The organism is Rhodovulum sp. MB263, from assembly GCF_002073975.1.
Classification (GTDB): Bacteria; Pseudomonadota; Alphaproteobacteria; order Rhodobacterales; family Rhodobacteraceae; genus Rhodovulum.
Genome location: NZ_CP020384.1, coordinates 2,038,724 through 2,063,033 on the forward strand (window position 1 = coordinate 2,038,724; position 24,310 = coordinate 2,063,033).

Annotated in this window: 24 protein-coding genes; 8 read left to right on the forward strand and 16 right to left on the reverse strand. The window is 66.1% G+C overall.

The annotated features are described in order from the left end of the window. Positions 1–204: 204 nt before the first annotated feature. The 3 genes from trmFO to gluQRS all read left to right on the forward strand — a co-directional run bounded on the left by trmFO (position 205) and on the right by gluQRS (position 2,680). Positions 205–1,548, forward strand: a complete 1,344-nt coding sequence (gene trmFO / locus B5V46_RS09500; RefSeq protein WP_080616381.1) for a methylenetetrahydrofolate--tRNA-(uracil(54)-C(5))-methyltransferase (FADH(2)-oxidizing) TrmFO — start codon at positions 205–207, stop codon at positions 1,546–1,548. 64 nt (positions 1,549–1,612) lie between these two features. Continuing rightward, entirely contained in the window at positions 1,613–1,807 is a 195-nt protein-coding gene (locus tag B5V46_RS09505) for a hypothetical protein (RefSeq protein ID WP_080616382.1), read from the forward strand. 42 nt (positions 1,808–1,849) lie between these two features. Continuing rightward, positions 1,850–2,680: a tRNA glutamyl-Q(34) synthetase GluQRS gene (gluQRS, locus tag B5V46_RS09510; protein ID WP_080616383.1), complete on the forward strand. Its 831-nt coding sequence runs from the start codon at positions 1,850–1,852 to the stop codon at positions 2,678–2,680. Here gluQRS and hisI read toward each other — a convergent pair. Then, complete coding sequence (hisI, locus tag B5V46_RS09515; RefSeq protein ID WP_080616384.1) at positions 2,677–3,036, reverse strand: phosphoribosyl-AMP cyclohydrolase; 360 nt, start codon at positions 3,034–3,036, stop codon at positions 2,677–2,679. The genes gluQRS and hisI overlap by 4 nt on opposite strands. Before the next feature lie 67 nt (positions 3,037–3,103). Here hisI and B5V46_RS09520 point away from each other — a divergent pair, with 67 nt between their 5' ends. Then, positions 3,104–3,559 (forward strand): iron-sulfur cluster assembly scaffold protein, encoded by a 456-nt coding sequence (locus tag B5V46_RS09520; RefSeq protein WP_080616385.1) that lies wholly within the window; start codon positions 3,104–3,106, stop codon positions 3,557–3,559. A gap of 136 nt (positions 3,560–3,695) precedes the next feature. On the opposite strand, the gene B5V46_RS09525 is transcribed toward B5V46_RS09520, so the two are convergent. The 3 genes from B5V46_RS09525 to B5V46_RS09535 all read right to left on the reverse strand — a co-directional run bounded on the left by B5V46_RS09525 (position 3,696) and on the right by B5V46_RS09535 (position 6,876). Further along, on the reverse strand, positions 3,696–5,090 hold the full coding sequence (locus B5V46_RS09525; RefSeq protein ID WP_080616386.1) for a TRAP transporter large permease: 1,395 nt from the start codon (positions 5,088–5,090) through the stop codon (positions 3,696–3,698). Between the two features lie 3 nt (positions 5,091–5,093). Then, the gene (locus B5V46_RS09530; protein WP_080616387.1) at positions 5,094–5,789 is read right to left on the reverse strand and encodes a TRAP transporter small permease; all 696 of its coding nucleotides are present in this window, start codon (positions 5,787–5,789) and stop codon (positions 5,094–5,096) included. An 88-nt stretch (positions 5,790–5,877) separates the two neighbouring features. Continuing rightward, on the reverse strand, positions 5,878–6,876 hold the full coding sequence (locus B5V46_RS09535; RefSeq protein ID WP_080616388.1) for a TRAP transporter substrate-binding protein: 999 nt from the start codon (positions 6,874–6,876) through the stop codon (positions 5,878–5,880). A gap of 508 nt (positions 6,877–7,384) precedes the next feature. Between B5V46_RS09535 and B5V46_RS19750 the strand changes: the two genes are divergently transcribed. Together B5V46_RS19750 and B5V46_RS09540 are read left to right on the forward strand one after the other, a co-directional pair. Beyond that, positions 7,385–7,606: a hypothetical protein gene (locus tag B5V46_RS19750; RefSeq protein ID WP_155774006.1), complete on the forward strand. Its 222-nt coding sequence runs from the start codon at positions 7,385–7,387 to the stop codon at positions 7,604–7,606. A 155-nt stretch (positions 7,607–7,761) separates the two neighbouring features. Then, positions 7,762–8,577 carry a ferredoxin--NADP reductase gene (locus B5V46_RS09540; RefSeq protein WP_080616389.1) on the forward strand — a complete coding sequence of 272 codons (816 nt, stop codon included), beginning with the start codon at positions 7,762–7,764 and terminating at the stop codon, positions 8,575–8,577. A 221-nt stretch (positions 8,578–8,798) separates the two neighbouring features. On the opposite strand, the gene B5V46_RS19755 is transcribed toward B5V46_RS09540, so the two are convergent. The 5 genes from B5V46_RS19755 to B5V46_RS09560 form a co-directional block, all read right to left on the reverse strand. Then, positions 8,799–8,954 carry a hypothetical protein gene (locus tag B5V46_RS19755; protein WP_155774007.1) on the reverse strand — a complete coding sequence of 52 codons (156 nt, stop codon included), beginning with the start codon at positions 8,952–8,954 and terminating at the stop codon, positions 8,799–8,801. A 73-nt stretch (positions 8,955–9,027) separates the two neighbouring features. Beyond that, on the reverse strand, positions 9,028–11,115 hold the full coding sequence (gene recG, locus B5V46_RS09545) for an ATP-dependent DNA helicase RecG (protein WP_080616390.1): 2,088 nt from the start codon (positions 11,113–11,115) through the stop codon (positions 9,028–9,030). Next, the gene (ligA, locus tag B5V46_RS09550; protein WP_080616391.1) at positions 11,112–13,232 is read right to left on the reverse strand and encodes an NAD-dependent DNA ligase LigA; all 2,121 of its coding nucleotides are present in this window, start codon (positions 13,230–13,232) and stop codon (positions 11,112–11,114) included. Before ligA ends, recG begins: the two co-directional genes overlap by 4 nt. Before the next feature lie 75 nt (positions 13,233–13,307). Next, complete coding sequence (gene ctrA / locus B5V46_RS09555; RefSeq protein WP_080616392.1) at positions 13,308–14,024, reverse strand: response regulator transcription factor CtrA; 717 nt, start codon at positions 14,022–14,024, stop codon at positions 13,308–13,310. A 130-nt stretch (positions 14,025–14,154) separates the two neighbouring features. Further along, a complete protein-coding gene (locus B5V46_RS09560; RefSeq protein WP_080616393.1) occupies positions 14,155–14,439 on the reverse strand; it encodes a DUF1153 domain-containing protein in 285 nt (94 codons plus the stop codon). Positions 14,440–14,567: 128 nt separating this feature from the next. Here B5V46_RS09560 and mnmA point away from each other — a divergent pair, with 128 nt between their 5' ends. Both mnmA and B5V46_RS09570 read left to right on the forward strand, forming a co-directional pair. Beyond that, positions 14,568–15,725 (forward strand): tRNA 2-thiouridine(34) synthase MnmA, encoded by a 1,158-nt coding sequence (mnmA, locus tag B5V46_RS09565; protein ID WP_080616394.1) that lies wholly within the window; start codon positions 14,568–14,570, stop codon positions 15,723–15,725. A gap of 55 nt (positions 15,726–15,780) precedes the next feature. After that, positions 15,781–16,257 (forward strand): DUF2059 domain-containing protein, encoded by a 477-nt coding sequence (locus B5V46_RS09570; protein WP_196774227.1) that lies wholly within the window; start codon positions 15,781–15,783, stop codon positions 16,255–16,257. A gap of 8 nt (positions 16,258–16,265) precedes the next feature. Here B5V46_RS09570 and lpxB read toward each other — a convergent pair whose 3' ends face one another. From lpxB to rseP, 7 genes are all read right to left on the reverse strand, one after another. Continuing rightward, on the reverse strand, positions 16,266–17,465 hold the full coding sequence (gene lpxB / locus B5V46_RS09575; RefSeq protein ID WP_080616396.1) for a lipid-A-disaccharide synthase: 1,200 nt from the start codon (positions 17,463–17,465) through the stop codon (positions 16,266–16,268). Beyond that, positions 17,462–18,298, reverse strand: a complete 837-nt coding sequence (locus B5V46_RS09580; protein WP_080616397.1) for an LpxI family protein — start codon at positions 18,296–18,298, stop codon at positions 17,462–17,464. The genes lpxB and B5V46_RS09580 overlap by 4 nt, the downstream gene beginning before the upstream one ends. Further along, complete coding sequence (gene lpxA / locus B5V46_RS09585) at positions 18,295–19,095, reverse strand: acyl-ACP--UDP-N-acetylglucosamine O-acyltransferase (RefSeq protein ID WP_080616398.1); 801 nt, start codon at positions 19,093–19,095, stop codon at positions 18,295–18,297. Before lpxA ends, B5V46_RS09580 begins: the two co-directional genes overlap by 4 nt. Before the next feature lie 5 nt (positions 19,096–19,100). Next, on the reverse strand, positions 19,101–19,571 hold the full coding sequence (gene fabZ / locus B5V46_RS09590; RefSeq protein WP_080616399.1) for a 3-hydroxyacyl-ACP dehydratase FabZ: 471 nt from the start codon (positions 19,569–19,571) through the stop codon (positions 19,101–19,103). Between the two features lie 89 nt (positions 19,572–19,660). Then, positions 19,661–20,329: an OmpH family outer membrane protein gene (locus B5V46_RS09595; protein WP_080616400.1), complete on the reverse strand. Its 669-nt coding sequence runs from the start codon at positions 20,327–20,329 to the stop codon at positions 19,661–19,663. 4 nt (positions 20,330–20,333) lie between these two features. Continuing rightward, positions 20,334–22,646 (reverse strand): outer membrane protein assembly factor BamA, encoded by a 2,313-nt coding sequence (gene bamA / locus B5V46_RS09600; RefSeq protein WP_080616401.1) that lies wholly within the window; start codon positions 22,644–22,646, stop codon positions 20,334–20,336. 326 nt (positions 22,647–22,972) lie between these two features. Continuing rightward, positions 22,973–24,310, reverse strand: coding sequence for an RIP metalloprotease RseP (gene rseP / locus B5V46_RS09605; RefSeq protein WP_080616402.1), 1,338 nt, complete (start codon positions 24,308–24,310; stop codon positions 22,973–22,975).

The window sequence follows — 24,310 nt, forward strand, 5'->3', positions numbered from 1 at the left end:
CGTCCTTGCGCAAGATCCTGACGGTTTACGGGGGGCGCGGACTTCGCAGACTGCCGCACGATCCGCGCCGTGGTACCGGAAAGCGTTCCGGCGGGCGCCGGTGTGCCCATCCTCTGGTTTTGCACCGCCAGAAGATCGTCATCCGCATGCAGCCGAAGCCGGAGCCCCTTTCCTTCGCCGCCGCTGCCCGCTAGATCGGGCGCCATGACAGAGACACTTCATATCGTCGGCGGCGGCATGGCCGGGGCCGAGGCCGCCTGGCAGGCCGCCCGGGCGGGGATCGACGTGGTGATCCACGAGATGCGCCCGAAGACCGGCACCTTCGCGCATAAATCCGGCGATCTCGCCGAAATGGTCTGCTCGAACTCGTTCCGCTCGGACGACGACGAACAGAATGCCGTGGGGCTTCTTCATTGGGAGATGCGCGCGGCGGGCAGCCTGATCATGGACATGGCCGACACCCACCGCCTGCCTGCGGGCGGCGCGCTGGCCGTCGACCGCGAGGCCTTTTCGCAAGGCGTCACGACCCGGCTTATGGACCACCCGAAGATCCGGCGTGAAGATGCTGAAATCACGTCCCTTCCAGAGGACGGCCACTGGATCTTCGCGACCGGCCCGCTGACCTCGGACGCGCTGGGTCAGGCGATCCGCACCGAGACAGGCGCCGAGGCGCTGGCCTTTTTCGACGCCATCGCGCCCATCGTTCATTTCGACAGCATCGACCTCACGAAAGCCTGGTTCCAGTCGCGCTATGACAAGGGCGAGACCGAGGAAGAGCGCACCGCCTATCTGAACTGCCCGATGGACCGCGACCAGTACGAAGCCTTCATCGACGCCCTGCTGACGGCCGAGAAGACCGCATTTCACGAGGGTGAGACGGCGGGCTATTTCGACGGCTGCCTGCCGATCGAGGTGATGGCCGAGCGCGGCCGCGAGACGCTGCGCCATGGTCCGATGAAGCCGGTGGGGCTGACCAATCCGCATGCGCCCGACATCAAGGCCCATGCCATCGTCCAGCTGCGCCGCGACAATGCGCTGGGGACGCTCTACAATATCGTGGGCTTCCAGACCAAGATGAAGTACGGCGCGCAAACCGATGTTTTCCGGATGATTCCGGGGCTGGAGAATGCCCGTTTCGCGCGGCTGGGCGGCATTCACCGCAACACCTTCCTGAATTCGCCGACCCTGCTCGATGCCGAATTGCGGCTGAAATCGAAGCCCCATATCCGCTTTGCCGGACAGATCACCGGGGTCGAGGGCTATGTCGAATCCTCGGCGATGGGGCTTCTGGCCGGGCGGCTGGCCGCGGCGGCGATCCAGGGCCGCAGCCTGCCCGCGGTGCCTGCCACCACGGCGACGGGCGCGCTCGTGATCCATATCACCGGCGGCGCCGAGGCGAAGACCTTCCAGCCCATGAACGTCAATTTCGGGCTCTTCCCGCCGGTCGACGGGCTGAAGGGCGGACGGCGCGGACGGCGCGACCGCTACAAGGGCTATAGCGACCGTGCCAAAGCGGACTGGACCGCCTGGCTGGGCGCGGCGGGCTGAGCGCTTCACATTCGCGCCGCGCGCCCCATATAGGACGCGACCGCTCCCGATCCGCCGAGGCCCGATGCTCTACGTTCTCGCCCTGTTCCTGCCGCCGCTCTCGATCCTGCTGATCGGGCGTTGGTTCGTCGCGCTGGTGACGCTGGTGATCTGGATCCCGGCGATCATCTTCTCGGGCGGGCTGACCCATCCGATGTTCATCATCCTGGCCTGGATCCTAATCTTTCAGCGCGGGGCAGACCGCCGGGCGGGGCTTTAGGCACTCTGGCCCTTGCCCCCGGCGCGCGCTAGCAAAGGCGTCATGCGCACCCGCTTTGCCCCTTCTCCCACCGGCCCCCTGCATCTGGGCCATGCCTTCGCGGCCCTGACCGCGTTCGGGCGCGGCGAGATGCTGCTGAGGATCGAGGATATCGACACCGCCCGGTCACGCCCCGAATGGGAGGCGCAGATCCATGACGATCTGACCTGGCTCGGGCTCGACTGGCCGCGCCCGGTGCTGCGCCAGTCCGAGCGGCTCGCGGCCTATCGCGCCGCGCTCGACCGGCTGGGGGCGATGGGGCTGACCTATCCCTGCCGCTGCCGCCGCAGCGATATCCGCGCCGCCCTGTCGGCACCGCAGGCGGGCGCGCCGGTATTGGGACCCGACGGGCTGGTCTATCCCGGTACCTGCCGGGGGCGAAGGCTGGCAGAAGCCGGGCCCGGGGACGCGATCCGGCTCGACATGGCCCGGGCGCTCGAGCGGCTGGGCCCCGCCCTGCCCGGCTTCACCGAGACCGGGCCCGCACAGCCGGGACGGCACCGGCTTGACGCGCGCGCGCTGATCGAAACCGTGGGCGATGTGGTTCTCGCCCGGCGCGATCTGGGCACCTCCTACCATCTGGCCGTGGTGGTCGATGACGCCTTCCAGCAGATCGACGAGGTCACGCGCGGCGAGGATCTGTTCGAGGCGACCCCGATCCATGTGCTGCTGCAGGCGCTGCTGGGCCTGCCGACGCCTGCCTATCACCACCACCGGCTGATCCTGGACGCGGCCGGCAAGCGGCTGGCCAAGCGCGACGACGCCCGCGCCATCGCCGCCTATCGCACCGAGGGGGCAACGCCTGCCGACATCCGCCGCATGGTCGGGCTTTAATCCGCCATCGGCGACAGGATCTCGACCTCGGCCCCGTCGCGGATCGCGGTGTAGAAACAGCTCCGGCGGTTTGTATGGCAGGCCGGGCCCGCCTGCTCGACCAGCACCAGCAGGCAGTCGCGGTCGCAATCGACGCGCATCTCGATCAGGCGCTGGACATGGCCGCTGGTCTCGCCCTTGACCCAGAAGGCCTGGCGCGAGCGCGACCAGTAGGTGACGCGCCCGGTTTCCAGCGTGCGCGCCACCGCCTCGGCATTCATCCAGGCCATCATCAGCACCGTTCCGGCCTCGTCCTGGGCAATGGTCGGGATCAGCCCGTCCGCATTATAGGTGAGGCTCGCTGGGTCGAAGGCCATTCGGGAACTCCTTTGAATTCGGGCGCGCGCGGGTTATTTAGGAAAGATGCGCGGGGAAGGAAACGCCATGCAGGCCCAGAACGATCTGATCAAGCTCTATTCGCAGAAGATCCTGGCACTCGCCGCCGAGATCCCGCATCTCGACCGGCTCGAGGCGCCGATGGGCACGGCGCGCAAGCGCTCGCCGCTTTGCGGCTCGACGGTCACGGTCGATCTCGATGTCAGGGACGGGCGGATCATACGCTTCGGGCAGGATGTGAAGGCCTGTGCGCTCGGTCAGGCCGCGGCCTCGGTCGTGGGCTCGGCCATCATCGGATGCAGCCGCGCCCAGATCGAGACCGCGCGCGACCAGTTGCACGCGATGCTGAAGCAGGAGGGCCCGGTGCCCGCCGCCCCCTTCGAGGGGCTCGAGGTGCTGCTGCCCGCACGGGACTACAAGAACCGCCATGCCTCGATCATGCTGTCGCTCGAAGCCACGCTCGATGCCTTCGACGCGGCCGAGGCCGCAGCCTCCTGCGCCTGAGCCACGGGCTCCGTTCCCCAAGAGAAGATTGCAGCCTCGGGTTCGCGCATGGCCCGAACCGGCAGGACGATGCGCCCGGGCGCGGCGCAGCCCGTAAGGCCGAGCGCCGGGACCGAGGTCCCTGCGCTCGACCGGATCAGCGGGTGATGAGTTCGGGCCCCATCAGCGATGTCGGCAGCCAGGTCGAGATCCAGGGCACATAGGTCACCAGGATCAGGAACACGAAAAGCACCGCGAGGAAGGGCAGCGCCGCGCGCACCACCCGCATCATCGGCATGCCCGCCACACCCGAGGTGACGAAGAGGTTCAGCCCGACCGGCGGCGTGATCATCCCGATCTCCATGTTCACCACCATGATGATGCCGAGGTGGATCGGATCGACGCCCAGCTCGACGGCGATCGGGAAGACCAGCGGTGCCACGATCACGATCAGCCCCGAGGGCTCCATGAACTGGCCGCCGATCAGCAGGATCACGTTGACCACGATCAGGAACATGATCTTGCCGAAACCGGCCTCGAGCATCGCGCCGGCGATCTTCTGCGGGACCTGCTCGTCGGTCAGCACATGCTTGAGGATCAGCGCATTGGCGATGATGAACATCAGCATGATCGTGAGCTTGGCCGCATCGAGGAGCGTGCGCCTCGTGTCGCGGTGGATGAAGCCGGTCAAAAGCGCCTGCGGCTTCTGCCAGAGCGCCACGGGCCCGCGCCCGTCCCGCGGTTTCAGCGGGCCCATGTCGCGATAGACGAAGATCGCGATCAGGAAGGCATAGACCGAGGCGACCGCGGCGGCTTCGGTCGGCGTGAAGATGGCCGAGGCGACGCCCGGAATGCCGTAGATGCCGCCCATGATGATGGCGATCAGCATCAGCCCCCAGAAGGCCTCGCGGAAGCTTTCCCAGACCTCGCCCCAGCCCTGCCATTCGCCCTTGGGCATGCCCTTGACATGGGCCATCACATAGATCGCGGTCATCAGCATCAGGCCCGCGAGGGTGCCGGGGATGACGCCCGCGAGGAACATCCGCCCGACCGAGACATCGGTCGCCGAGGCATAGACCACCATCACGATGGAGGGCGGGATGAGAATGCCCAGCGTGCCCGCGTTGCAGATCACCCCGGCCGCGAAATCGCGGCTGTAGCCGACCTTGCGCATCGCCGCGATCACGATCGAGCCGATGGCGACCACGGTCGCGGGCGACGAACCCGAGAGGGCTGCGAACAGCATGCAGGCAAAGACGCCCGCGATGGCCAGCCCGCCCCGCATATGCCCGACGCAGGCGATGGCAAAGCGGATGATCCGCCGCGCGACGCCGCCCGTCGACATGAAGCTCGAGGCCAGGATGAAGAAGGGAATGGCCAGAAGCGTGTAATGCCCCGCCATCGCCTGATAGAGCGACTGCGCCACCGCGGCCAGCGAGGTATCGGAAAACAGCAGCAGGAAGATGATCGAGGCCATGCCCAGCGAGACCGCGATCGGCACGCCGATCAGGAGAAACCCGACAACCATGACAAACAACAACACGACATGCATGGTTCAGGCGTCCTTCTCGCGGGCGGCTTCCTCGACCGCGTCTTCGGCTTCATGGCTGACGATCAGCCCCTGCTGGCGGCCGGTGACGATCCGGAATGCCGCCTCGACCAGCCTGTACAGCATCATCGCCACGCCGAAGGGAATGATCGCATAGGGCACGGCGATAGGGAGTTTCTCGTAAGGGTCCTCGCCCTCGGGCAGGAACAGATATTCCAGCGGCGCGCGCAGGATCTCGGGCAGCGGGATCCGTTCGGTCGGCACGTAGCCGCGATAATCCCAGGGCTTAAGTTCCTTGAGGCCGGTCGGGAACCAGTGCCCGGTGGTCGGCGGAAGGTTGGCAAAGGGCGCCCAGTAATCCCAGGCCCCCTTCATCATCAGCGCCGCATAGACCAGGCAGATCGCCACCGCGACCAGCGACAACAGCCGCTGGCTTCGCGACGACACCATGTTGAGGACTGCGTCCACGCCGAGGTGCATGGTGATCTTGAAGCCATAGGCGATGCCGAACAGCACCAGCCAGGCAAACAGGGTCAGCGTCAGCTCGAGGCTCCAGACCAGGCTTGCGTTAAAGCCGTAACGCAGCACCACGTTGACAAAGGTGACCAGCACCATGAGCCCCAGAAGAAGGGCGATCACCGTCTCTTCGACGGCATGAACCGCGCGCCCCAGCGCGGTCCTTGGCCGATAGGCTCCACTCATCGCCCCAAGCCTCCCTCTGGCATGGCGAAACCGCGCCGGGAACGGCGGCCCCCTGACGGAAGCCGCCGCCCTGCACGGTCACAAAGCGTCAGTATTGTTCGTTGATTTCCTGCGCCACCGCGATGGCATCGGCACCGACATCGGCCTCGAACTGGGCCCAGACCGGTTTCATGACGTCAACCCAGGCCTGACGCTGCTCGGGCGTCAGCGTGCGCACCGTGGTGCCCGCCTCGATGATCGCCTGCTTGGCCGCTTCGTTGACATTGGTCGATTCGGTGTTCCGCTCGACCGTCACCTCCTGCAGGATCGTGGCAAGCTGGTCGCGGATCTCGGGATCGAGCCCCTCCCACCATTCGACCGAGGTCACGACCATGTAGTCGATCACGCCGTGATTGGATTCGGTGATGCCGTCCTGCACCTCGAAGAATTTCTGGGTGTAGATGTTCGACCAGGTATTCTCCTGGCCGTCGACGACGCCGGTCTGCAACGCGCCATAGACCTCGGAGAAGGCCATCGGCTGCGGGCTGGCATCGAGCGCCTCCATCTGCGCCACCAGCACGTCCGAGGCCTGCACCCGGAATTTCAGCCCTTTGGCATCCCCGGGCAGCAGCAGCGGCTTGTCGGCCGAGAACTGCTTGAGCCCGTTATGCCAGAAGGCCAGCCCCAGAAGGCCCCGGCGCATCATCGACTGCTTCATCGCCTCGCCGGTCTCGGAGGTCTGGAACGCGTCGATGGCGTCCATGTTCTTGAACATGAAGGGCAGATCGAAGATCCGCAGCTTCTTGGTGTATTTCTCGAATTTCGACAGCGACGGCGCGGCCATCTGCACATCGCCGTTCAGCATCGCCTCCAGCACCTTGTCGTCATCGTAAAGCGTGGTGTTGGGATAGACCTCCATGCAAACCTTGCCGTCCATCTCCTTGTTGACCCGCGAGGCGAGCAGGTCGGCGGCAAGCCCCTTGGGGCTGGTCGCGCTGGTCACATGGCTGAACTTGATCACGGTCTCGCCCGGATCGCAGTCCGCAAGAGCGGCTCCGGCGGACAGGGTCAGCGCCATGGCCGTGGCGACGGTAGTCAGAGCTTTCATGCGATCCTCCCTTGAGATCTGTTTTGGTGTCTGACGCCCTCCCCCTCGAGGACGCAGGCCCGGTTTATTGCCGATGATACATCTAGTCTCAAGTGGAACCAATTGCCCATACTAGGGAACTGCGCGCAAAAGTCGCCCCCCCTGGGAACCCGCCTGTCAAAGCCCTTGCCGGTCGATTGCGGCCATTCCTCCGGTCAGAAACGGTTGCACGCGGTTTCTCGTCGACCGGCCGCCGCATCCCGCAGTTGGCCGAATTGCGCGAAAGCCCCGCAATCCCTGTCCGTGGCGCCGGAATTGCGGTGGCGCGGTCGTGGGCATCCTGCCGGGGCCGAGGCGCAATCGGAAACCGGGATTGTCGAAATGGCAACCGGTATTCGAGGCAATATCGCCTCCGCTCCCGCCATCGCCCGGCGCCGTGAGATCGATGTGTCGGAGCGAAGCCCGCACTCCTGCGGCCATGCGAGGGCCACTGGCAGAGATGCGCCGCAACCGCGGACGGGCCAGAGGCATGTCGGCAAAGGTCACCGAGAGAGACCGCGTGCACTGCAATCTGCCGGGTCTGATCTTTTCCTTGCCAGATTTTAATATTCTTCCAAATATCAAAAGAACTAAAGGCGATTGCACCGGAGAATGTATCGCCGCCGGGAAGACATTCTGCCCTGGCCGCGCGGAAGACATGATGTCCCTATCGGTGATGCGGCATGGTTTCGCCCCGGACATTCCCGCTTGATTTGAGTCATGGTGGCGGCTACCGCAATTGGCGAAAACCTGGCCCGCCGGGTGATAACGGCATTGCGACCTGCCTGAGGCCGCTATTGGGGTTTTCCCGCCCGAGAAGGACACCTAGAAGGAGGAACGGGGCATCTGCCCCGTCACGTGACACTGATGAACCAGCAGACTGCCGTGACAGAGCCCGCCAAGAAAACCCTGCCCGATGCGCAGACCGTGACCGAGGTCCGCCACTATACCGACCGGTTGTTCTATTTTCGCACGTCGCGGCCGCAATCGCTGCGGTTCCGTTCGGGCGAGTTCGTGATGATCGGGCTGCCCGGCGATAACGGCAAGCCGATCATGCGCGCCTATTCGATCGCCTCGCCCTCCTGGGATGACGGGCTCGACTTCTATTCGATCAAGGTCCAGGACGGCCCGCTGACCTCGAAGCTGCAGCATATCCAGCCCGGCGACGAGATCATCCTGCGGCCCAAGCCCGTCGGCACGCTAGTCCTGGACGCGCTCCTGCCCGGCAAGCGGCTGTGGTTCCTCGCGACCGGCACCGGCATCGCCCCCTTCGCCAGCCTGATGCGCGACCCCGATACCTATGAGCGGTATGACGAGGTCATCATGATGCATACCTGCCGCGAGGTGGCGGAACTGGAATTCGGGCGCCAGCTGGTCGAGAGCCTGCCCGAAGACCCGCTGATCGGGGAATTCGTCGGCAACAAGCTGAAATACTACCCCACGACCACCCGTGAGACCTCGAAATGGATGGGGCGGGTCACCGACAACCTCGCCTCGGGCAAGGTCTTCGCCGATCTCGGCCTCGCGGGCACGCAGATGGATCCGGCCACCGACCGCGCCATGGTCTGCGGCTCGCTCGATTTCAACAAGGACGTGATGGCGATCATGGAAGGCTGGGGCCTCAATGAGGGCGCCAATTCCGAGCCTGCCGAATATGTGGTCGAGAAGGCCTTCGTCGGCTGACATCCCGCCATCAGGCAGCTTCAGATGCGCCCTGTCCGGATCTCTCCCCGGGCGGGGCGTTTCTGTATCCGGGGCGACAGATCCGCGCAGCGAGATAAAAAAACCGCCGCACTCCCGGGCAGGAGGCGGCGGTCAGGAAGCGGTCCGGCGCACGGAAGAGGCAGACTTCGAAACGACCCGGGGACGGGTCCGGCACTGGACAGCAGGCAGAGGGAACAGTCTCAGACGAGGCCCGGCAGATGCAGCCCCGCGATCAGCAGAACCATCAGTGCAGCAGCTCCCGCGGCGTCCTGCCAAAGCGTGGCGCGGCAGCGGTTCAGAACGGATCTCAGCTCGGTCAGCATGGGTTTGGGCTCCCGTTTGATCGGTGTTGCCATTTTGTTCTCATTTTCAGGGGTGCCTGTAAAGAACTTTTTAGGAACATTTTGATTTGCCTTCCGAATCAGCTCGTTAACCGACCTTGATAAGACGAATCGCCTTGTCGCGCTCCATCAGCCAGAGCAGCACGCGCACCGCCTGCCCGCGCGGCCCGGCAAGTTCCGGATCCTCGGCCAGAAGCCTGCGCGCATCGCTTTGCGCGACCGCCATCAGCCCCGCCTGCCGTTCCAGATCGGCGATGCGAAAGCGCGGCAGGCCCGATTGCGCCGTGCCGATCAGATCGCCCGCGCCACGCATCGCCAGGTCTTCCTCGGCGATCCGGAACCCGTCCTCGGTCTCGCGCAGGATTTCCAGCCGCCGCCGCCCCGCCTCTCCCAAGGGCGCCTGATACATCAGAAGGCAAGTCGAGGCCGCCGCCCCGCGCCCGACCCGGCCGCGCAGCTGGTGCAACTGCGCCAGCCCGAAGCCCTCGGCCCGCTCGATCACCATGATCGAGGCATTGGGCACGTCCACGCCGACCTCGATCACCGTGGTTGCGACCAGAACCGAGGTCTCGCCCTGCTGAAAGGCGCGCATCGCGGCGTCCTTCTCGGCGGGCGGCAGCTGCCCATGCACCAGCCCGACCTTCTCGCCGAAGACCGCGCGCAACCGCTTGAAGCGTTCCTCGGCGGCGGTCAGGTCCGAGACCTCGGATTCCTCGACCAGCGGACAGACCCAATAGGCCTGCCGCCCCTCGGCCACCGCCTTCTGCAGATGCGCCACCACCTCGTCCATCCGCTCGACCGAGACCAGCGCGGTCTTGACCGGGGTCCGGCCCGGCGGCTTCTCGTCCAGAACCGAGACGTCGAGATCGCCGTAGCCCGCCAGCGCGAGGCTGCGCGGGATCGGGGTCGCGGTCATCACCAGCATGTCGACGCCCCGCCCCTTGGCGCCAAGCTCCAGCCGCTGGGCCACGCCGAAGCGGTGCTGTTCGTCGACGATGGCGAGCCTGAGATCGCGGAAGGCCACATCCTTCTGGAAAACCGCATGGGTGCCCACCAGCACCTGGATCTCGCCCGAGGCCAGCGCCGCCAGCTTGGTCTCGCGCTCGCGCCCCTTGTCGCGGCCGGTCAGGATCCCGATCCCCACGCCCGCGCTTTCGGCCAGCGGCGACAGGCTTTCCAGATGCTGGCGGGCGAGGATCTCGGTCGGGGCCATCATCACGCCCTGCCCGCCCGCCTCGACCGCGACCAGAAGCGCCATCCACGCGACCAGCGTCTTGCCCGCGCCGACATCGCCCTGCAAAAGCCGGGTCATCCGCGCCTCGGCCGCCATATCCGCGGCAATCTCCGCCATCGCACGGCTCTGGGCCCCGGTCGGACGGAAGGGCAGCGCCGCCAGCGCCTTCTGCCGCAGCAGCCCGTCGCCCTGGCTTGCCCGGCCCTTGCCGCGACGCTGATCGGCCCGCGCCAGCGCCAGCGTGACCTGATGGGCCAGCAATTCGTCATAGGCCAGCCGCTGCCGCGCGGGTGCGGTGGCCGCGATGTCGCGCGCGGATTGCGGTGCATGGGCGGCCATCACAGCCGCGCGCCAGCCCGGCCAGCCTTCGCGTACCAGAAGCGCCGGATCGATCCATTCGGGCAGATCGGGCGCGCGGGTCAGCGCCGAGGCCACCGCCTTCGTCATCGTCTTCAGCGTGAGCCCGGCCGTCAGCGGATAGACCGGCTCGAATTCCGGGATCTCCCCGGCCTCGCCCGGCGGCAGGATATGATCGGGATGGGCGATCTGCGCCATGCCGTCGAATATCTCGAGCCTGCCCGAGATGATCCGCCGCGCGCCTTCGGGCAGGATCTTCGTCAGATAATCGCCGCGGGCATGGAAGAAGACAAGCTGGAAGGCCGTCGCCGCATCCTGAACCTGGATGCGATAGGGCCGCCCCTTTCGCGGCGCGAGCATATGGGCGCCGACCAGAACCTCGACCGTCGCGACCTCGCCCGGCGCCAGCCCGTCGATGGTCTCTACGGGGCGGCGGTCGATGCCGCTATGGGGCAGCGTGAAGATCAGGTCGCGCGGCTTCTCGACCCCGAGCTGGGCCAGCAGCCTGACCGATTTCGGCCCGATCCCGTCCAGCGTGTCGAGCGCCCCGAACAGCGGGAACAGGATATCGGGCCGACCGCTCATGCGCCCTCGATCAGCGCCAGCCAGCCGTCCTCGTCGACGGTCTCGATCCCCAGTTCCCCGGCCTTCTTCGCCTTCGAGCCGGCCCCGGGGCCCAGCACGACAAGATCTGTCTTCTTCGAGACCGAGCCCGCGACCTTGGCCCCCAGCGCCTCGGCCCGCGCCTTGGCCTCGGCCCGGCTCATCTTCTCGAGCGTGCCGGTAAAGACCACGGTCTTGCCCGCGACCGGGCTGTCGACGGCCGCCCTAGGCGCCACCGGCGCGACCGTCAGATGCGCGACCAGCCGGTCGATCGAGGCACGCTCGGCCTCCTGATGGAAAGCGGTGATCAGCGAGGTAGCCATCACCGTGCCGACCCCGTCAATGGACAAAAGCGCCTCCCATTCCGGGCCCTCGCCGGCGGTGGCATGGGTGACCGCCGCCTCGAAGGCCTCCCATGTCTGGAAGTTGCGGGCCAGAAGGTCGGCCGCGGCCTCGCCCAGATGGCGAATGCCGAGCGCGAAGATCAGCCGGTCGAGCGGGATCGTCCGCCGCGTTTCGATTGCCGTAAAGAGGTTCGTGGCTGATTTCTCGCCCCAGCCCTCGCGGTTCTTCAACTGCTGCAGGCCTTCGCCGTAACGCGCCTCAAGCTCGAAGATGTCGGCGGGCTCCCTGATCCAGCCATCCTTGTAAAGCGCCTCGACCTGTTTCGCGCCCAGCCCCTCGATGTCGAAGGCGCCACGGCTGACGAAATGCTTGAGCCGCTCGACCGCCTGGGCCGGACAGATCAGTCCGCCCGAACAGCGCCGGACCGCATCGCCCTCTTCGCGGATCGCCTCCGAGCCGCATTGCGGGCAGGTTTCGGGAAAGCGGTAGGGCGCCGTGCCCTCGGGGCGTTTCGCGAGATCGACATCGGCCACCTTCGGGATCACGTCGCCCGCGCGATAGACCTGCACCCAGTCGCCCTCGCGGATGTCCTTGCCGCCCCGGATCTCGTTGCCCTTCGAATCGCGGCCCGCGATGTAATCCTCGTTATGGAGCGTCGCGTTCGAGACCACGACGCCGCCCACCGTCACCGGATGGAGCCGCGCCACCGGCGACAGCGCCCCGGTGCGGCCGACCTGGATCTCGATCCGGTCGAGCCGGGTCCAGGCAAGCTCGGCGGGGAATTTGTGGGCGATGGCCCAGCGGGGCGTGGTCGCGCGGAAGCCCAGCCGCTCCTGCAAGGCAAGCTCGTTCACCTTGTAGACCACGCCATCGATGTCATAGCCCAGCGTCGCGCGGCGCTGTTCGATCCCGGCGTAATGTGCGGCCAGTGCCTCGGGGCCATCGCAGAGCACCGTCAGCGGATTGACCTGAAAGCCCAGCGTTTTCAGCCGCCCGATCGCCTCCATCTGGGTCGTGGCCAGGGGCACCGAGACCTCGCCCCAGGCATAGGCGAAGAATTTCAGCGGCCGGGAGGCGGTGACGGAGGGGTCGAGCTGGCGCAACGAGCCGGCTGCGGCATTGCGCGGGTTGGCGAAGGTCCTGGCCCCGGCCCCGGTCTGACGCGCGTTCAGCGCCTCGAAATCGGCATGGGCCATATAGACCTCGCCGCGGACCTCGAGGATGTCGGGAGCGCCCGTCAGTGTCGCCGGGATGTCGGCGATGGTGCGGGCATTGGCGGTGACATTCTCGCCGACCTCGCCATCGCCCCGGGTCGCCGCCTGAACCAGCCGACCGCCTTCATAGCGCAGGGACAGCGAGAGCCCGTCGATCTTGGGCTCGGCCGTGTAGAGGAGTGCCGCGTCATCGGCAAGGCCCAGATAGCGGCGGATACGGGCATCGAACTCGGCCACATCCGTGCTGTCGAAGGCGTTGGCCAGTGACAGCATGCGCCGGACATGCGCGACCTTGGCGAAGCCCTCTGCGGGGGCGGCCCCGACCCGGTCCGACGGGCTGTCAGGACGCTTGAGCGCCGGGAATCGGGCCTCGATGGCCGCATTGCGACGCTTGAGCCCATCATAGGCTGCGTCCGACAGCGTGGGCGCGTCTTCCTGGTGATAGGCGGCATCGGCCCTGACAATGGCCTCGGCCAGCCGGGCCAGCTCTGCCCGCGCTTCGCTCTCCGACAGCGTTTCGACTGGACGTTCGTCGGTCATTCCGACCCCCCGCATTGCCCCTTGCAGAGTGATAGGGGGCCGGCGGCCGGATTTCCAGCGGATGCGTTCGCCGCCTCAGGCGCCGAGCGCGAAAGAGCCTGACATGGCCTGATCCGGCTCGGGGTCGCGCAGCACATAGCCCCGGCCCCAGACCGTCTCGATATAGGTTTCGCCGCCGGTGGCCTGGGCCAGCTTCTTGCGAAGCTTGCAGATGAAGACGTCGATTATCTTCAGCTCGGGCTCGTCCATGCCGCCATAGAGATGGTTCAGGAACATCTCCTTGGTGAGGGTCGTCCCCTTCCGGAGCGAGAGCAGTTCGAGCATCTGGTATTCCTTGCCGGTCAGATGCACCGGCTTGCCCTCGACCTCGACCGTCTTGGCGTCGAGATTGACCTCGATCTTGCCGGTGCTGATCACCGACTGGGAATGGCCCTTCGAGCGGCGGATGATGGCATGGATGCGCGCCACCAGCTCTTCGCGATGGAACGGCTTGGTCATGTAGTCATCGGCGCCGAAGCCGAAGCCCTTGATCTTGTTCTCGGTATCGGCGGCCCCCGACAGAATGAGGATCGGAGTGTCGATTCTCGCCAGCCGCAGCTGGCGCAGGACCTCGTGGCCGTTCATGTCGGGCAGATTGAGGTCAAGAAGAATCAAATCGTAGTCATAGAGCTTTGCGAGATCTATGCCCTCCTCCCCAAGGTCCGTGGTATAGACGTTGAGGTTGGCATGGGTCAGCATAAGCTCGATGCTCTTCGCTGTGGACGGATCATCTTCCACCAACAGAACGCGCATGGCTAGGTCTCCGTTAAGTACCGTGGACTTTGTCGAAACCTGACGAACAATGGTTAATTGCACGTTACCTTAATATTTACCCTAGCATTTGCAATTTATGGTTGTCCATACGCAATCTGACTCATCCACTTCACGGCTCGGTTCGACGTGTGGATTTCAGCGATGTGACCTTCAGTCCGGCGATGCCGTGATCGCGCACCGCCTTCTTCCAACTACCGAATTCTTCACAAGAAAGTTTATAGCGGTCAAGCGCTTCCTCCTCGGAAATGAGCCCTGCGGCAACCGCCTTGACGACGGCCGCCTTGCGGCTGGCCACCCAGCGCCGCGTATCAACCGGAGGAAGATCGGCCCGGCTCATCGTGCTGCCGTCGGGCAGGTTAACGGTGCGCGGTCCATCGATGCGTTTCAGGAACATGCCTACTTATCCCTTGCAAATCCGGCGTGAGGGTGGCGTTTTCCTGCTTAAAGGAGGGTGAAGGCGGGACTTGAGAGTATCTCGCATTTTCCTATATTGTCCGAGACTTGTTCCCTGGAGTTCCCAAGATGCCTCTCGACGGCGCCGCGCGCCCTCTGAACTCGCTGGGCTTTGCGAAGCCCGAATCCGAAACCCGCGTCCTCGTTGCCATGTCAGGCGGGGTCGACAGTTCGGTCGTGGCCGCGCTGCTGGCCGAGCAGGGCTATGACGTCGTGGGAATCACCTTGCAGCTTTACGACCACGGCGCGGCGCTGGCCAAGAAGGGCGCCTGCTGCGCCGGCCGCGACATCCATGACGCGCGGCGCGTGGCCGAAAGCGTGGGCTTCCCGCATTACGTGCTCGACTACGAGAACGTGTTCCGCGACGCGGTGATCGAGGAATTCGCCGACAGCTATCTTGCCGGCGCGACCCCGGTGCCCTGCATCCGCTGCAACGAGCGCGTGAAGTTCCGCGACCTTCTGGCGACGGCCAGGGATCTCGAGGCCGACTGCATGGCAACGGGCCATTACATCCAGCGCAAGATCGGGCCGAACGGACCCGAACTTCATTGCGCGGCCGATCCGGCGCGCGATCAGTCCTATTTCCTGTTCTCGACCACGCCCGACCAGCTGGACTATCTGCGCTTCCCGCTGGGGCATCTGCCCAACAAGGATGCGACCCGGGCGCTCGCGGCGAAATACGGCCTTCCGGTGGCCGACAAGCCCGACAGCCAGGACATCTGCTTCGTGCCCGAGGGCAATTACGCCTCGGTGATCGAGAAGCTGCGCCCGGGCGCGGCCGAGCCGGGCGACATCGTCCATGTCGATGGCAGGGTGCTGGGCAGCCATCGCGGCGTGATCCATTACACGATCGGCCAGCGCCGGGGGCTTGGCATCGGTGGTCTCGACGAGCCGCTATATGTCGTGCGGCTCGATGTCGACGCCCGCCAGGTGGTGGTGGGGCCGAAGGAAATGCTTGCCACCCGGATCGTCCCGGTGCGAGAGATCAACTGGCTGGGCGACCGGCCGCTGAACGCAGAGCCCGAATGGGAGGTGTCGGTCAAGGTCCGTTCGACCCGCCCGCCCCGCAGTGCGATCCTGCGCCCGCTTTCGGACACCGAGGCCGAGGTCGAGCTGCTGACACCGGAAGAAGGGGTCAGCCCCGGCCAGGCCTGCGTTCTGTATGAAACCGGCAACAGTCGGGTATTGGGCGGCGGCTGGATCTGGCGCGGTCACAATCGGGGTTGAGGCGCCATGCGCGACATGCATCCTGCCCCGGTCAGATAGAATGGAGGATACACGGATGCGCTCTTGGCTTGCCCCTGCTCTTGTCGGGGCTCTTCTGGCCCCGCCCCTCTGGGCCGACGCGAGCCGCGACGAGAGGCTCGAGGCGGCGCATGACTATGTCCATCGCGCCGTGTCCGACATGGATCTCGAGGAGATCGTGCGCTCGATGTGGCGCCCGACCGTCGCCAGTATCGAGGCCTCGGGCAACCGGCTCACGACATCGCAGCTCCGCCGGATAGAAACCCTGTATTACGATATATATACGGATCGCCTGCGTGCGCTGATGCTGGAGCAGGATGAATTGATGGCCGACCTGATGACACTGGACGAAATCGAGGCCCTGCGCGATTTCTATGCCACGCCCGAGGGGCGTTCGGTCATGCAGAAACTGCCGAAAATCCTGAACGCGCAGCAGCCGCAGATCATCGAGCTGGTGAAAAGCACGATGCCCGAGGTCCTTTCGCAGATGCAGGGAATCATCGAAAAGCCCTGACGAGGCCGTCAGGGGGTGCCGCGCGGCTCTCGGCGGTCGCTGTCGATCCCGTCCATGACCGCGCGCGCCGCCCGCAGCCCCGGCTTCTCGCCGCCCTGACCCAGACGCTTCATCGTCAGCCGCATCGCCTCGAGCTGGGGCGCCCGGTAGGCCGGATCTTCCAGAAGAAGGCAAAGTGCGGCGGTGATCGGACCGGGCTGGCAATCGGCACCGAGGAATTCGGGCACGGCTAGGGTCTCGCTGACGATATTCACGAGGGTCACGGTCGGCAGCCGCAGCATCCGGCCGATGATCTGGCGGCTGAGCCAGTTCATGTCATAGGCGATGACCATGGGCGTATCGGTGGCCGCCAGCTCCAGCGAGACCGTGCCCGACGCCGCCAGCGCGAGATCGGCCGCGGCAAAGGCCGCCCGCTTGTCCCTGGCCGCGCCCGCCGGATCGGCGCGCGGGTCGATCACCAGCGGCGTGCCGGGCCAGCCGGCGCTCTGCCCGGCCACCAGCTCCGCAACGCCCGGCGCGGCGGGCAGTACGATCCGCAGCTCGGGATGCTGGGCCAGCACCGTCTGCAGCGCCTGCCCGAAAACCGGGGCCAGGCGCGCGACCTCGCCCCGGCGCGAGCCCGGCAGCACCAGACAAAGCGGGGCCTCGGGGTCAATGCCGTGGCGGGCGCGAAAGGCAAGCGCGTCTTCGGGTGTCGCGCGCGGCGCGGCCACGACCGGATGGCCGACGAAATCGCAGCGCAGCCCCGCAGCCTCCATATAAGGCGGCTCGAACGGGAACAACGCCAGCACCTGGTCGATCACCCCGGCCATGCGCCCGGCGCGCCCCGGACGCCAGGCCCAAACCGTCGGCGCGACGTAATGCACGGTCCGCACATGATGGCTTTGCGCCTTCACCCGGCGCGCCACGCGCAGGCAGAAATCGGGGCTGTCGATGGTAATCAGCGCATCGGGCGAGAGCCGCACCACCTCGGCCGCGCATTGGTTGATCCGGCGCATCAGCGCCGAATAGCGCGGCAGCACCTCGGCAATGCCCATCACCGAAAGCTCGTCCATCGGAAACAGGCTTTCCAGCCCCTCGGCCGCCATCTGCGGCCCGCCGACGCCGAAGAAGGCGACCTTTGGATCGAGCTGGCGCAGCCCCGCCATCAGCGCCGCCCCGAGCGCATCGCCCGAAGCCTCGCCCGCGATCAGGAAAATCCGGGTCACGGCTCGCGGATCCAGAGGAACAGCCCCAGCGCATCGGCCCGGGCAAGCGTCTCGTCCGGCTCGAGCACAAGCACGCCCCCGGCCTCGACCGCGATCCCCGCAAGCCCGGCGCGATGCGCCGCCTCGAGCGTGGCGGGGCCGATGGAAGGCAGATCGATGCGACGTTCCTGCCCGGGCTTCGGCGCCTTGCACAGAACGCCCTTCGCGCCCTTGGGGTCGGGGCGGCAGGCGCCCGCGACATCCGCGACCCAGGCCAGCATCGCATCGGTGCCGGGCAGGGTCTCGACCGCGAGGCAAAGCCCCTGCGCCACCACCGCGCCCTGCCCCAGATCGGAGCCGCCAAGCGCCGCCACGATAGCGGCCGCGCGCGCAGCATCGCGCCGGTCGGCCTCGGAGGGCTGGGCCGCGGTCGGGATACCGGGCGGCGGCAGCAGCCCGGGCGCCACCTCATCGGCGCCGACGACCTCGAAGCCGTCCTCCTCGAACAGAGCGATCACCGCGCGCAGCGCGCCATCGTCGCCCTGGGCCAGCAGCGGCAGGATGCGGGGCAGCATCTGCGCGGTGCGCGGATCGATCCGTTCGGGCTCGAGCCGGGGCCGGTGCACCGTCCCGGCCAGCACCACCCGGCGCATGCCGCGCTCGTGCAGCAGATCGAACAGCAGCGCCAGTCGCTCCAGCGCGAAGGTCTCGACCGGCCAGTGCCCGGCTTCGGCCATCTCGTAGCCCTCGACCTGGGCGATCAGGAAGGGCGTGCCCGCGGCTTCCATGGCGCGGGCGAGATGGGCGGGCAGCGCGCCGCTTCCGGCGATCAGGGCAGTCGGAATGCCGGTCATGGCTTCGGCGTCAGGAAAGAGCGGTCGGTCTCGGCCAGCACGAAATCGACCATCTGCCGCACATGATCGCTGTCGGTCGCAGCGGCAAGCCGCTCGGCCCGGTCATGGAAGGTGCCATCGCCGGTCGCGAGCTCCTGGAAGGCCGCGCGCAGCGCCGAGATCTCCTCGCGCGAGACGCCGCGGCGCTTGAGACCGATCAGGTTCAGCCCGTCCAGCACGCCACGCGGTCCCTGGACCAGACCGAAGGGGATCACGTCATTGGTGACCATGGTCACCGCGCCGATGATGGCGCCCTCGCCCACGCGCACCCATTGGTGGATGCCCGACAGCCCGCCGATCACGACATTGTCGCCGATGATGCAATGCCCGGCCAAAGCCGCGTGATTGGCCATGATGACGCCATTGCCGACCTGGACGTCATGACCGACATGGCTGCCGGTCATGAACAGGCAGTCATCGCCGACCCGGGTGATGCCGCCCCCGCCCTCGGTGCCGGTATTCATCGTCACCGCCTCGCGGATGCGGTTGCGCCTGCCGACGATCAGCCGGGTCTTCTCGCCGCGGAATTTGAGATCTTGCGGGATGTCGCCGATATTGGCGAAGGGAAAGATCTCCGTCCCCTCGCCGATTTCGGTCAGTCCGGTCACGATGGCATGGCTTTTCACCACCACGCCGGGGCCGAGACGCACCTCGGGCCCGATCACCGAGAACGGGCCGATGACGGCCCCGGGGCCGATCTCGGCCCCCGCCTCGACGATGGCCGAAGGGTGGATCGTCGCACTGGGGTCGATCGCCATGCGGATTACTCCGGGTTGATATCCATCATCGCAGTGAATTCGGCCTCGGCCGCGATCTCGCCGCCGACCTTGGCCACACCTTCGAATTTCCAGATCTTGACCTTCTTCGAGCCGCCGCGCTTGACCGTCACATGCAGCTCGAGCACATCGCCGGGAACGACCATCCGGCGGAACTTGCACTTGTCCATTCCCATGAAATAGACCAGCAGGTCGTCATCGGCCAGATCCACCGACTTGCCGACCAGCACACCGCCGGTCTGCCCCATGGCCTCGACGATCAGCACGCCCGGCATGATCGGTTTCGAGGGGAAATGTCCCTTGAAATGCGGCTCGTTGATCGAGACGTTCTTGAGGCCCACGGCGCTTTTGCCGGGGATGATATCCGTGACCCGGTCGATCATGAGAAACGGGTAACGGTGCGGAAGGATCTTCTGGATTTCGTCGATATCAGCCTCAAGGGCCTGGGCGTCGGACATCGGACATGTCTCCTTGCGAGGAAGCGACTGCAAACTGATCACGCGGTAGAGAGCGCAGTAACAACTCCCCCGGCCCGAGACAAGCCGGGCTAATCCCCGCTTTCTGTCGCGCCTGACTGCGGCGCCGGTGCCGGCGCGTCTGGCGACAGCTCTCCGCCAGCCTCCGGTGCGGGATCCGATGGCGAGGTGCCGTCCGCATCCGGCGCATGCCCCTCATCGGGGGTGAAAACGACACGCTCGTCCAGAAGCTCGATCGCCTCATCGGTGATGTCGACCTGACCGGCCGACAGGATCACCGCGTCGCGCGCCAGTACGGCGACCGCGCCGCGCTCGCGTACGATCTCGGCCAGGGCCGGCAGCGCCTTCCGGAAGAACGCCTGCCGCTCTTCCTCGCGCCGCTGGGTCAGCTCGCGGGCCTTGCGGTCCTGGGTCGCGCGAATGGTCTCGACCTTCTGGTCGAAGGCCGCAGCCAGCGGCCGGAACTGCTCGGGCGGCAGATTGGCGCGCCGCTCGGTCAGTGCGCGTTCCTCGGCGACGAGTTCGGCCTCGATCCGGCGGTTCTCGGCGGCAAGCGCTGCGGTCGCGGCCTGAAGCTCCTCCTCGACGGCCTGCCCGGCCTTGCTGTCCTCGAACACCCGGTCCTGATCGAGCGTCAGGATCGGGCTGAGGAAGACCGGGCGATCCTCCTGCGCGAAGGCGCCGGAAGCGGCAAGGCCGAGCAGTGCGGCCAGCACATTCGCCGCGAGACAGCCGCGCATCGGATCAGAACTTCGTCGAGACGGTGAAGTCGAAGTTCTGCACCTTGTCGTAATCTTCCTTGATCACCGCATTCGAGAAGTTGAAGCGCAGCGGCCCGATCGGGGTCTTCCAGAACACCGAGAAGCCGACCGCCGAACGCAGATTGAAGCTGTCATCGATGGCACCCGCATCGTCGAGCCCCCAGACAGAGCCGAAATCGGCGAAGACGCCGCCGGTGATGCCGTATTCGGCCGGCAGGCCCAGCGGGAATTCGGCCTCGAGCCGCGCCACGGCATACATGTTGCCGCCGAGCGCCTCCTTGCCATCGCGCGGACCCAGACCGTTGCCGTCAAAGCCGCGGATCTTGCCGTTGAGGAAATAGCGTTCGGTCACCCGGCTTTTCGAGTTGCCGAGCATCGACATCACGCCGCCTTCCAGTTCGGCGCGCAGAGTGACTTCCTCGTTCCAGACCATCTTCTGGGCGCCGACCAGCGCCGTGGTCTCGATGAATTCGAGATCGCCGCCAAGACCGGCATAGTCCTGGTTGAACTTCAGTACGATGCCCGAATTCGGGTCGAGCCCGCTGCGGCGGGTATCATAGGTGAATCCGTAACCGATCTTGGAATAGGTCTGTCCCGGATCCTCTGCCTCGGCCTGAAGGTAGCTCGACGAGCCCTTGTAATTCTTGAAGGTGTTCTCGCCGATAGCATAGCGCAGCTCGAACCGGCCATTCTCGGAGACCGGGAATTCGAGCGACGGCGCGATCTCGATCTTCTGCGTGGCGTATTTGCTGTCATAATTGCCGCTGTCGGTCTGGGCATAGGTGGCCGCGAAGCGGAACCGGACATTGCGCCCCAGAAAGGCGGGCTCGGCGAAGACGAAGCGCGAGGTCGAGTTGTCGGTGCCGGTGTCGATCCGGAAACTCAGATACTGACCGCGGCCGAGGAAGTTGTTCTCGCTGAACGAAAGCGCGGCCCCGGCCCCGTCGGTCTGCGAATAGCTCAGACCGAAGGAAAGCGACCCGGTCGGCTGTTCCTCGACATTGACATCGATGATCATCTGATCCGGGCTGGTGCCCTCACGCGCCGAGACATCGGCATTCGCAAAGAAGCCGAGCGCGCGGATGCGGTCCGCAGTCTGCCGGACCTGGCGCGGGTTGAAGGGGTCGCCTTCGACGGTGCGGAACTGGCGCCGCACCACCCGGTCAAGCGTGGTCGCGTTGCCTTCGATATCGATCCGCTCGACGAAGACCCGCGGCCCCCTCTCGATCACGAAATCGACATCGAGCGTCAGATCGCGGTCGTTGCGGGTGATGCGCGGGGTGATGCGGATGAAATTCAGCCCCTTCTGGACCGCAAGCCGCTCCATCCGGACGACGGTGTTCTCGATCGCCATCGGGGTATAGGTATCACCCTCCGAGACCTTGGCCGCGGCCAGAAACTCGTCGGGGTCGATCTCGGACAGGTCGGAACTGGCGGTGACGCTGCCGAAATCGAATTTCTGCCCCTCGCGGATATTGTAGGTCAGCAGATAGGCGTCGCGGTTGCGGGTCAGTTCGGGCGTGACCGACAGGACCTGGAAATCGACATAGCCGCGGGACATGTAGAAATCCCTCAGCACCTGCTTGTCGAACTCGATCCGGTCGGCGATGAAGGTGTCCGAGCGGATCACGCGCCGCAGGATGCCGGCCTGCTTGGTGCCGAGCGCGCGGCGCAGACGGCCTTCGGAATAGGCCCGGTTGCCGACGAAGGAGATGCGTTCGATCTCGACCACGTCGCCTTCGACGATCTCGAACACCAGATCGACGCGGTTCTCGGACCGCTCGATGATCTTGGGCGTGACCGTGGCGGCGATACGACCGGACTGCTCATAGGCCGCGATGATGGCGGCGACATCGGCCTCGGCCGTGGCGGGCGAATAGACCCGGCGCGACTGGGACTGGATGATCTTCTGCAGATCCTCGTCCTTGATCCGGGCATTGCCCTCGAAGCTGATGCGGTTCACCGTCGGGTATTCGGTCACCTTGATGACAAGCGTCCCACCCTGCGGCACCAGCTCGACGGATTCGAAGAGACCGCTGCCGACAATGGCCTGATAGGCATCGTTCAGCCGCGCGGCCGAGATGGTCTCGCCCTTGGCGATATCGGCATAGGTGGCGACGGTTGAGGCATCGACCCGCTCATTGCCTTCGACCCGCACATTGGAAAAACTGTAGCTCTGCGCAAGGGCAAGCTGCGGCAGCCCCGCGCCGAGCCCGACGGCCAGCGCGACGGCCGAGAAGGCGAGGTTTCGAGCCCCCGGCCCGGTGCCGAGAAATCCCTGCGAAGCTTTGGTCATGTGCCCGTCCCAAGGTGACGCTTTGTTTCCGCCTTGCTAGCCCGCGGACGGGGCTTTGTCAAAAGGCCGAGGACAGGAAAATGACCGAAGATTGCCGCCCCTTGCGCAAAGAGAGGGCCTTAAAGCCAGCGCGCTCCCGGGGCGCGATTGTCGCCCCGCCGCCCCGGCGCGCTTCGTCCCCTGCCCGGAGCTGGCCCGCGCCATGGGCGCGGGGCCTGTTTCATCCGGATCGCCTGCGCCTGCGCCGCAGGCCTTATTCACGCCACAGAGAGAGAGAGAGAGAGAGAGAGGCCGATCAGCCCCCCGCATTGTCTGGCGGGGCGCTGTCAGGGGCAGAAGATGTCGTTCGTAAGCGCGAAGACCATCAGCCCGATCAGCAGCGCGAGACCCGCGGCCATCAGAACCCTCAGCGCCTTGTCGCTGGGCGGGCGGCCGACCACGGCCTCATAGGCGTAGAAGACCAGATGCCCGCCATCGAGGACCGGGATCGGAAACAGGTTCAGAAGCCCGACCGCGGTGGAGAGCATGGCGATGAACCAGACGAAGCTCTCCAGGCCCTGACTGGCCGCCGCTCCCGAGGATTCGGCGATGCCGAGCGGCCCCGACAGGTTGCACGAGCTGATCTTGCCCGCGATCATGTGGTAAAGGCCCGACAGGCTCGACTGGACGATGAAGCCAAGCTGCTCGGCGCCATAGGACAGCGCCTCGAGCGGGCCCGCCATCCGGGTCGCGGGCTCGAAGGCCAGCCCGCCGGTCATCCCGATCAGCCAGCGCGTCTCGAATCCGCCCTCGGCATTGGGCATGTCCATCCGCTTTGGCGTCAGCGAAAGGCTCAGCGTCTCGCCATCGCGCCAGACGGTCAGATCGATCGGCGCGCCCTCCGAGGCGGTCACCACGTCCTGCAACTGGCTGAAGGCGCGGATCGGCTGGCCATCGATGGCGGTCACGACGTCGCCCACCTTCAGCCCTACCTCCTTCGCGGCCGATTTCGGCTGGATCGCCGAGACTACCGGCGGGAAGGGATAGGGCCCCGCGACCTCCTGCTCGACCCCGTCGCGGCGCAGAAGATAGGCGGTTTCGCTGTCCATCGGCAGCTGTGCCACGGCGTCGTAGAAGGCATTGAAATCGGGCGTCGCGCGGCCGTCGAGCGCCAGGATCGTGTCGCCTTCGCGCAGCGCGGATTGCTCGGCGGGCAAGGGGGTCAGCTTGCCCACCGTCGGCGGTTCGATCGCGACCCCGCCGACAACGGCCAGCATCGCGAAGACCGCGATCGACAGCACGAAGTTGAAGACCGGTCCCGCCGCCACCGTCAGCACCCGCGCCCAGAGGGGCGCGCCATGCATGGTATGGCGCCGCTTCTCCGGATCCATCGCGTCGAGGGCCTCGGCATCCTTGCCGCTGGCCCCGTCGGAATCGCCCCAGAAGCGCACATAGCCGCCCAGCGGCAATGCCGCGATCTGCCAGCGGGTGCCGTGCCGGTCGACCCGCGAGGCCAGAACCGGCCCGAACCCGAGCGAGAACACCTCGGCCCGGATCCCGGTCCAGCGGCCGACGATGTAATGGCCGTACTCATGTACGGTGACGATCACCGACAGCGCCACGATGAAGGCGACGATGGTGAAGGCGGCATTCCCGAAAGAGGGAAACAGCGAAGCGATATCCAA

Excerpts from the sequence above, each read along its gene's own strand:
- B5V46_RS19750 (WP_155774006.1), top strand. The coding sequence starts at position 7,385 with ATGTCGGCAAAGGTCACCGAGAGAGACCGCGTGCACTGCAATCTGCCG.
- lpxA (WP_080616398.1), bottom strand. The coding sequence starts at position 19,095 with ATGGCGATCGACCCCAGTGCGACGATCCACCCTTCGGCCATCGTCGAG.
- bamA (WP_080616401.1), bottom strand. The coding sequence starts at position 22,646 with ATGACCAAAGCTTCGCAGGGATTTCTCGGCACCGGGCCGGGGGCTCGA.
- B5V46_RS09530 (WP_080616387.1), bottom strand. The coding sequence starts at position 5,789 with ATGAGTGGAGCCTATCGGCCAAGGACCGCGCTGGGGCGCGCGGTTCAT.
- gluQRS (WP_080616383.1), top strand. The coding sequence starts at position 1,850 with ATGCGCACCCGCTTTGCCCCTTCTCCCACCGGCCCCCTGCATCTGGGC.
- B5V46_RS09560 (WP_080616393.1), bottom strand. The coding sequence starts at position 14,439 with ATGTTCCTGAAACGCATCGATGGACCGCGCACCGTTAACCTGCCCGAC.
- B5V46_RS09525 (WP_080616386.1), bottom strand. The coding sequence starts at position 5,090 with ATGCATGTCGTGTTGTTGTTTGTCATGGTTGTCGGGTTTCTCCTGATC.
- B5V46_RS09540 (WP_080616389.1), top strand. The coding sequence starts at position 7,762 with ATGAACCAGCAGACTGCCGTGACAGAGCCCGCCAAGAAAACCCTGCCC.
- recG (WP_080616390.1), bottom strand. The coding sequence starts at position 11,115 with ATGAGCGGTCGGCCCGATATCCTGTTCCCGCTGTTCGGGGCGCTCGAC.
- B5V46_RS09520 (WP_080616385.1), top strand. The coding sequence starts at position 3,104 with ATGCAGGCCCAGAACGATCTGATCAAGCTCTATTCGCAGAAGATCCTG.
- B5V46_RS09570 (WP_196774227.1), top strand. The coding sequence starts at position 15,781 with ATGCGCTCTTGGCTTGCCCCTGCTCTTGTCGGGGCTCTTCTGGCCCCG.
- fabZ (WP_080616399.1), bottom strand. The coding sequence starts at position 19,571 with ATGTCCGACGCCCAGGCCCTTGAGGCTGATATCGACGAAATCCAGAAG.
- B5V46_RS09535 (WP_080616388.1), bottom strand. The coding sequence starts at position 6,876 with ATGAAAGCTCTGACTACCGTCGCCACGGCCATGGCGCTGACCCTGTCC.
- ctrA (WP_080616392.1), bottom strand. The coding sequence starts at position 14,024 with ATGCGCGTTCTGTTGGTGGAAGATGATCCGTCCACAGCGAAGAGCATC.
- trmFO (WP_080616381.1), top strand. The coding sequence starts at position 205 with ATGACAGAGACACTTCATATCGTCGGCGGCGGCATGGCCGGGGCCGAG.
- ligA (WP_080616391.1), bottom strand. The coding sequence starts at position 13,232 with ATGACCGACGAACGTCCAGTCGAAACGCTGTCGGAGAGCGAAGCGCGG.
- B5V46_RS09595 (WP_080616400.1), bottom strand. The coding sequence starts at position 20,329 with ATGCGCGGCTGTCTCGCGGCGAATGTGCTGGCCGCACTGCTCGGCCTT.
- hisI (WP_080616384.1), bottom strand. The coding sequence starts at position 3,036 with ATGGCCTTCGACCCAGCGAGCCTCACCTATAATGCGGACGGGCTGATC.
- mnmA (WP_080616394.1), top strand. The coding sequence starts at position 14,568 with ATGCCTCTCGACGGCGCCGCGCGCCCTCTGAACTCGCTGGGCTTTGCG.
- B5V46_RS19755 (WP_155774007.1), bottom strand. The coding sequence starts at position 8,954 with ATGGCAACACCGATCAAACGGGAGCCCAAACCCATGCTGACCGAGCTG.
- B5V46_RS09505 (WP_080616382.1), top strand. The coding sequence starts at position 1,613 with ATGCTCTACGTTCTCGCCCTGTTCCTGCCGCCGCTCTCGATCCTGCTG.
- B5V46_RS09580 (WP_080616397.1), bottom strand. The coding sequence starts at position 18,298 with ATGACCGGCATTCCGACTGCCCTGATCGCCGGAAGCGGCGCGCTGCCC.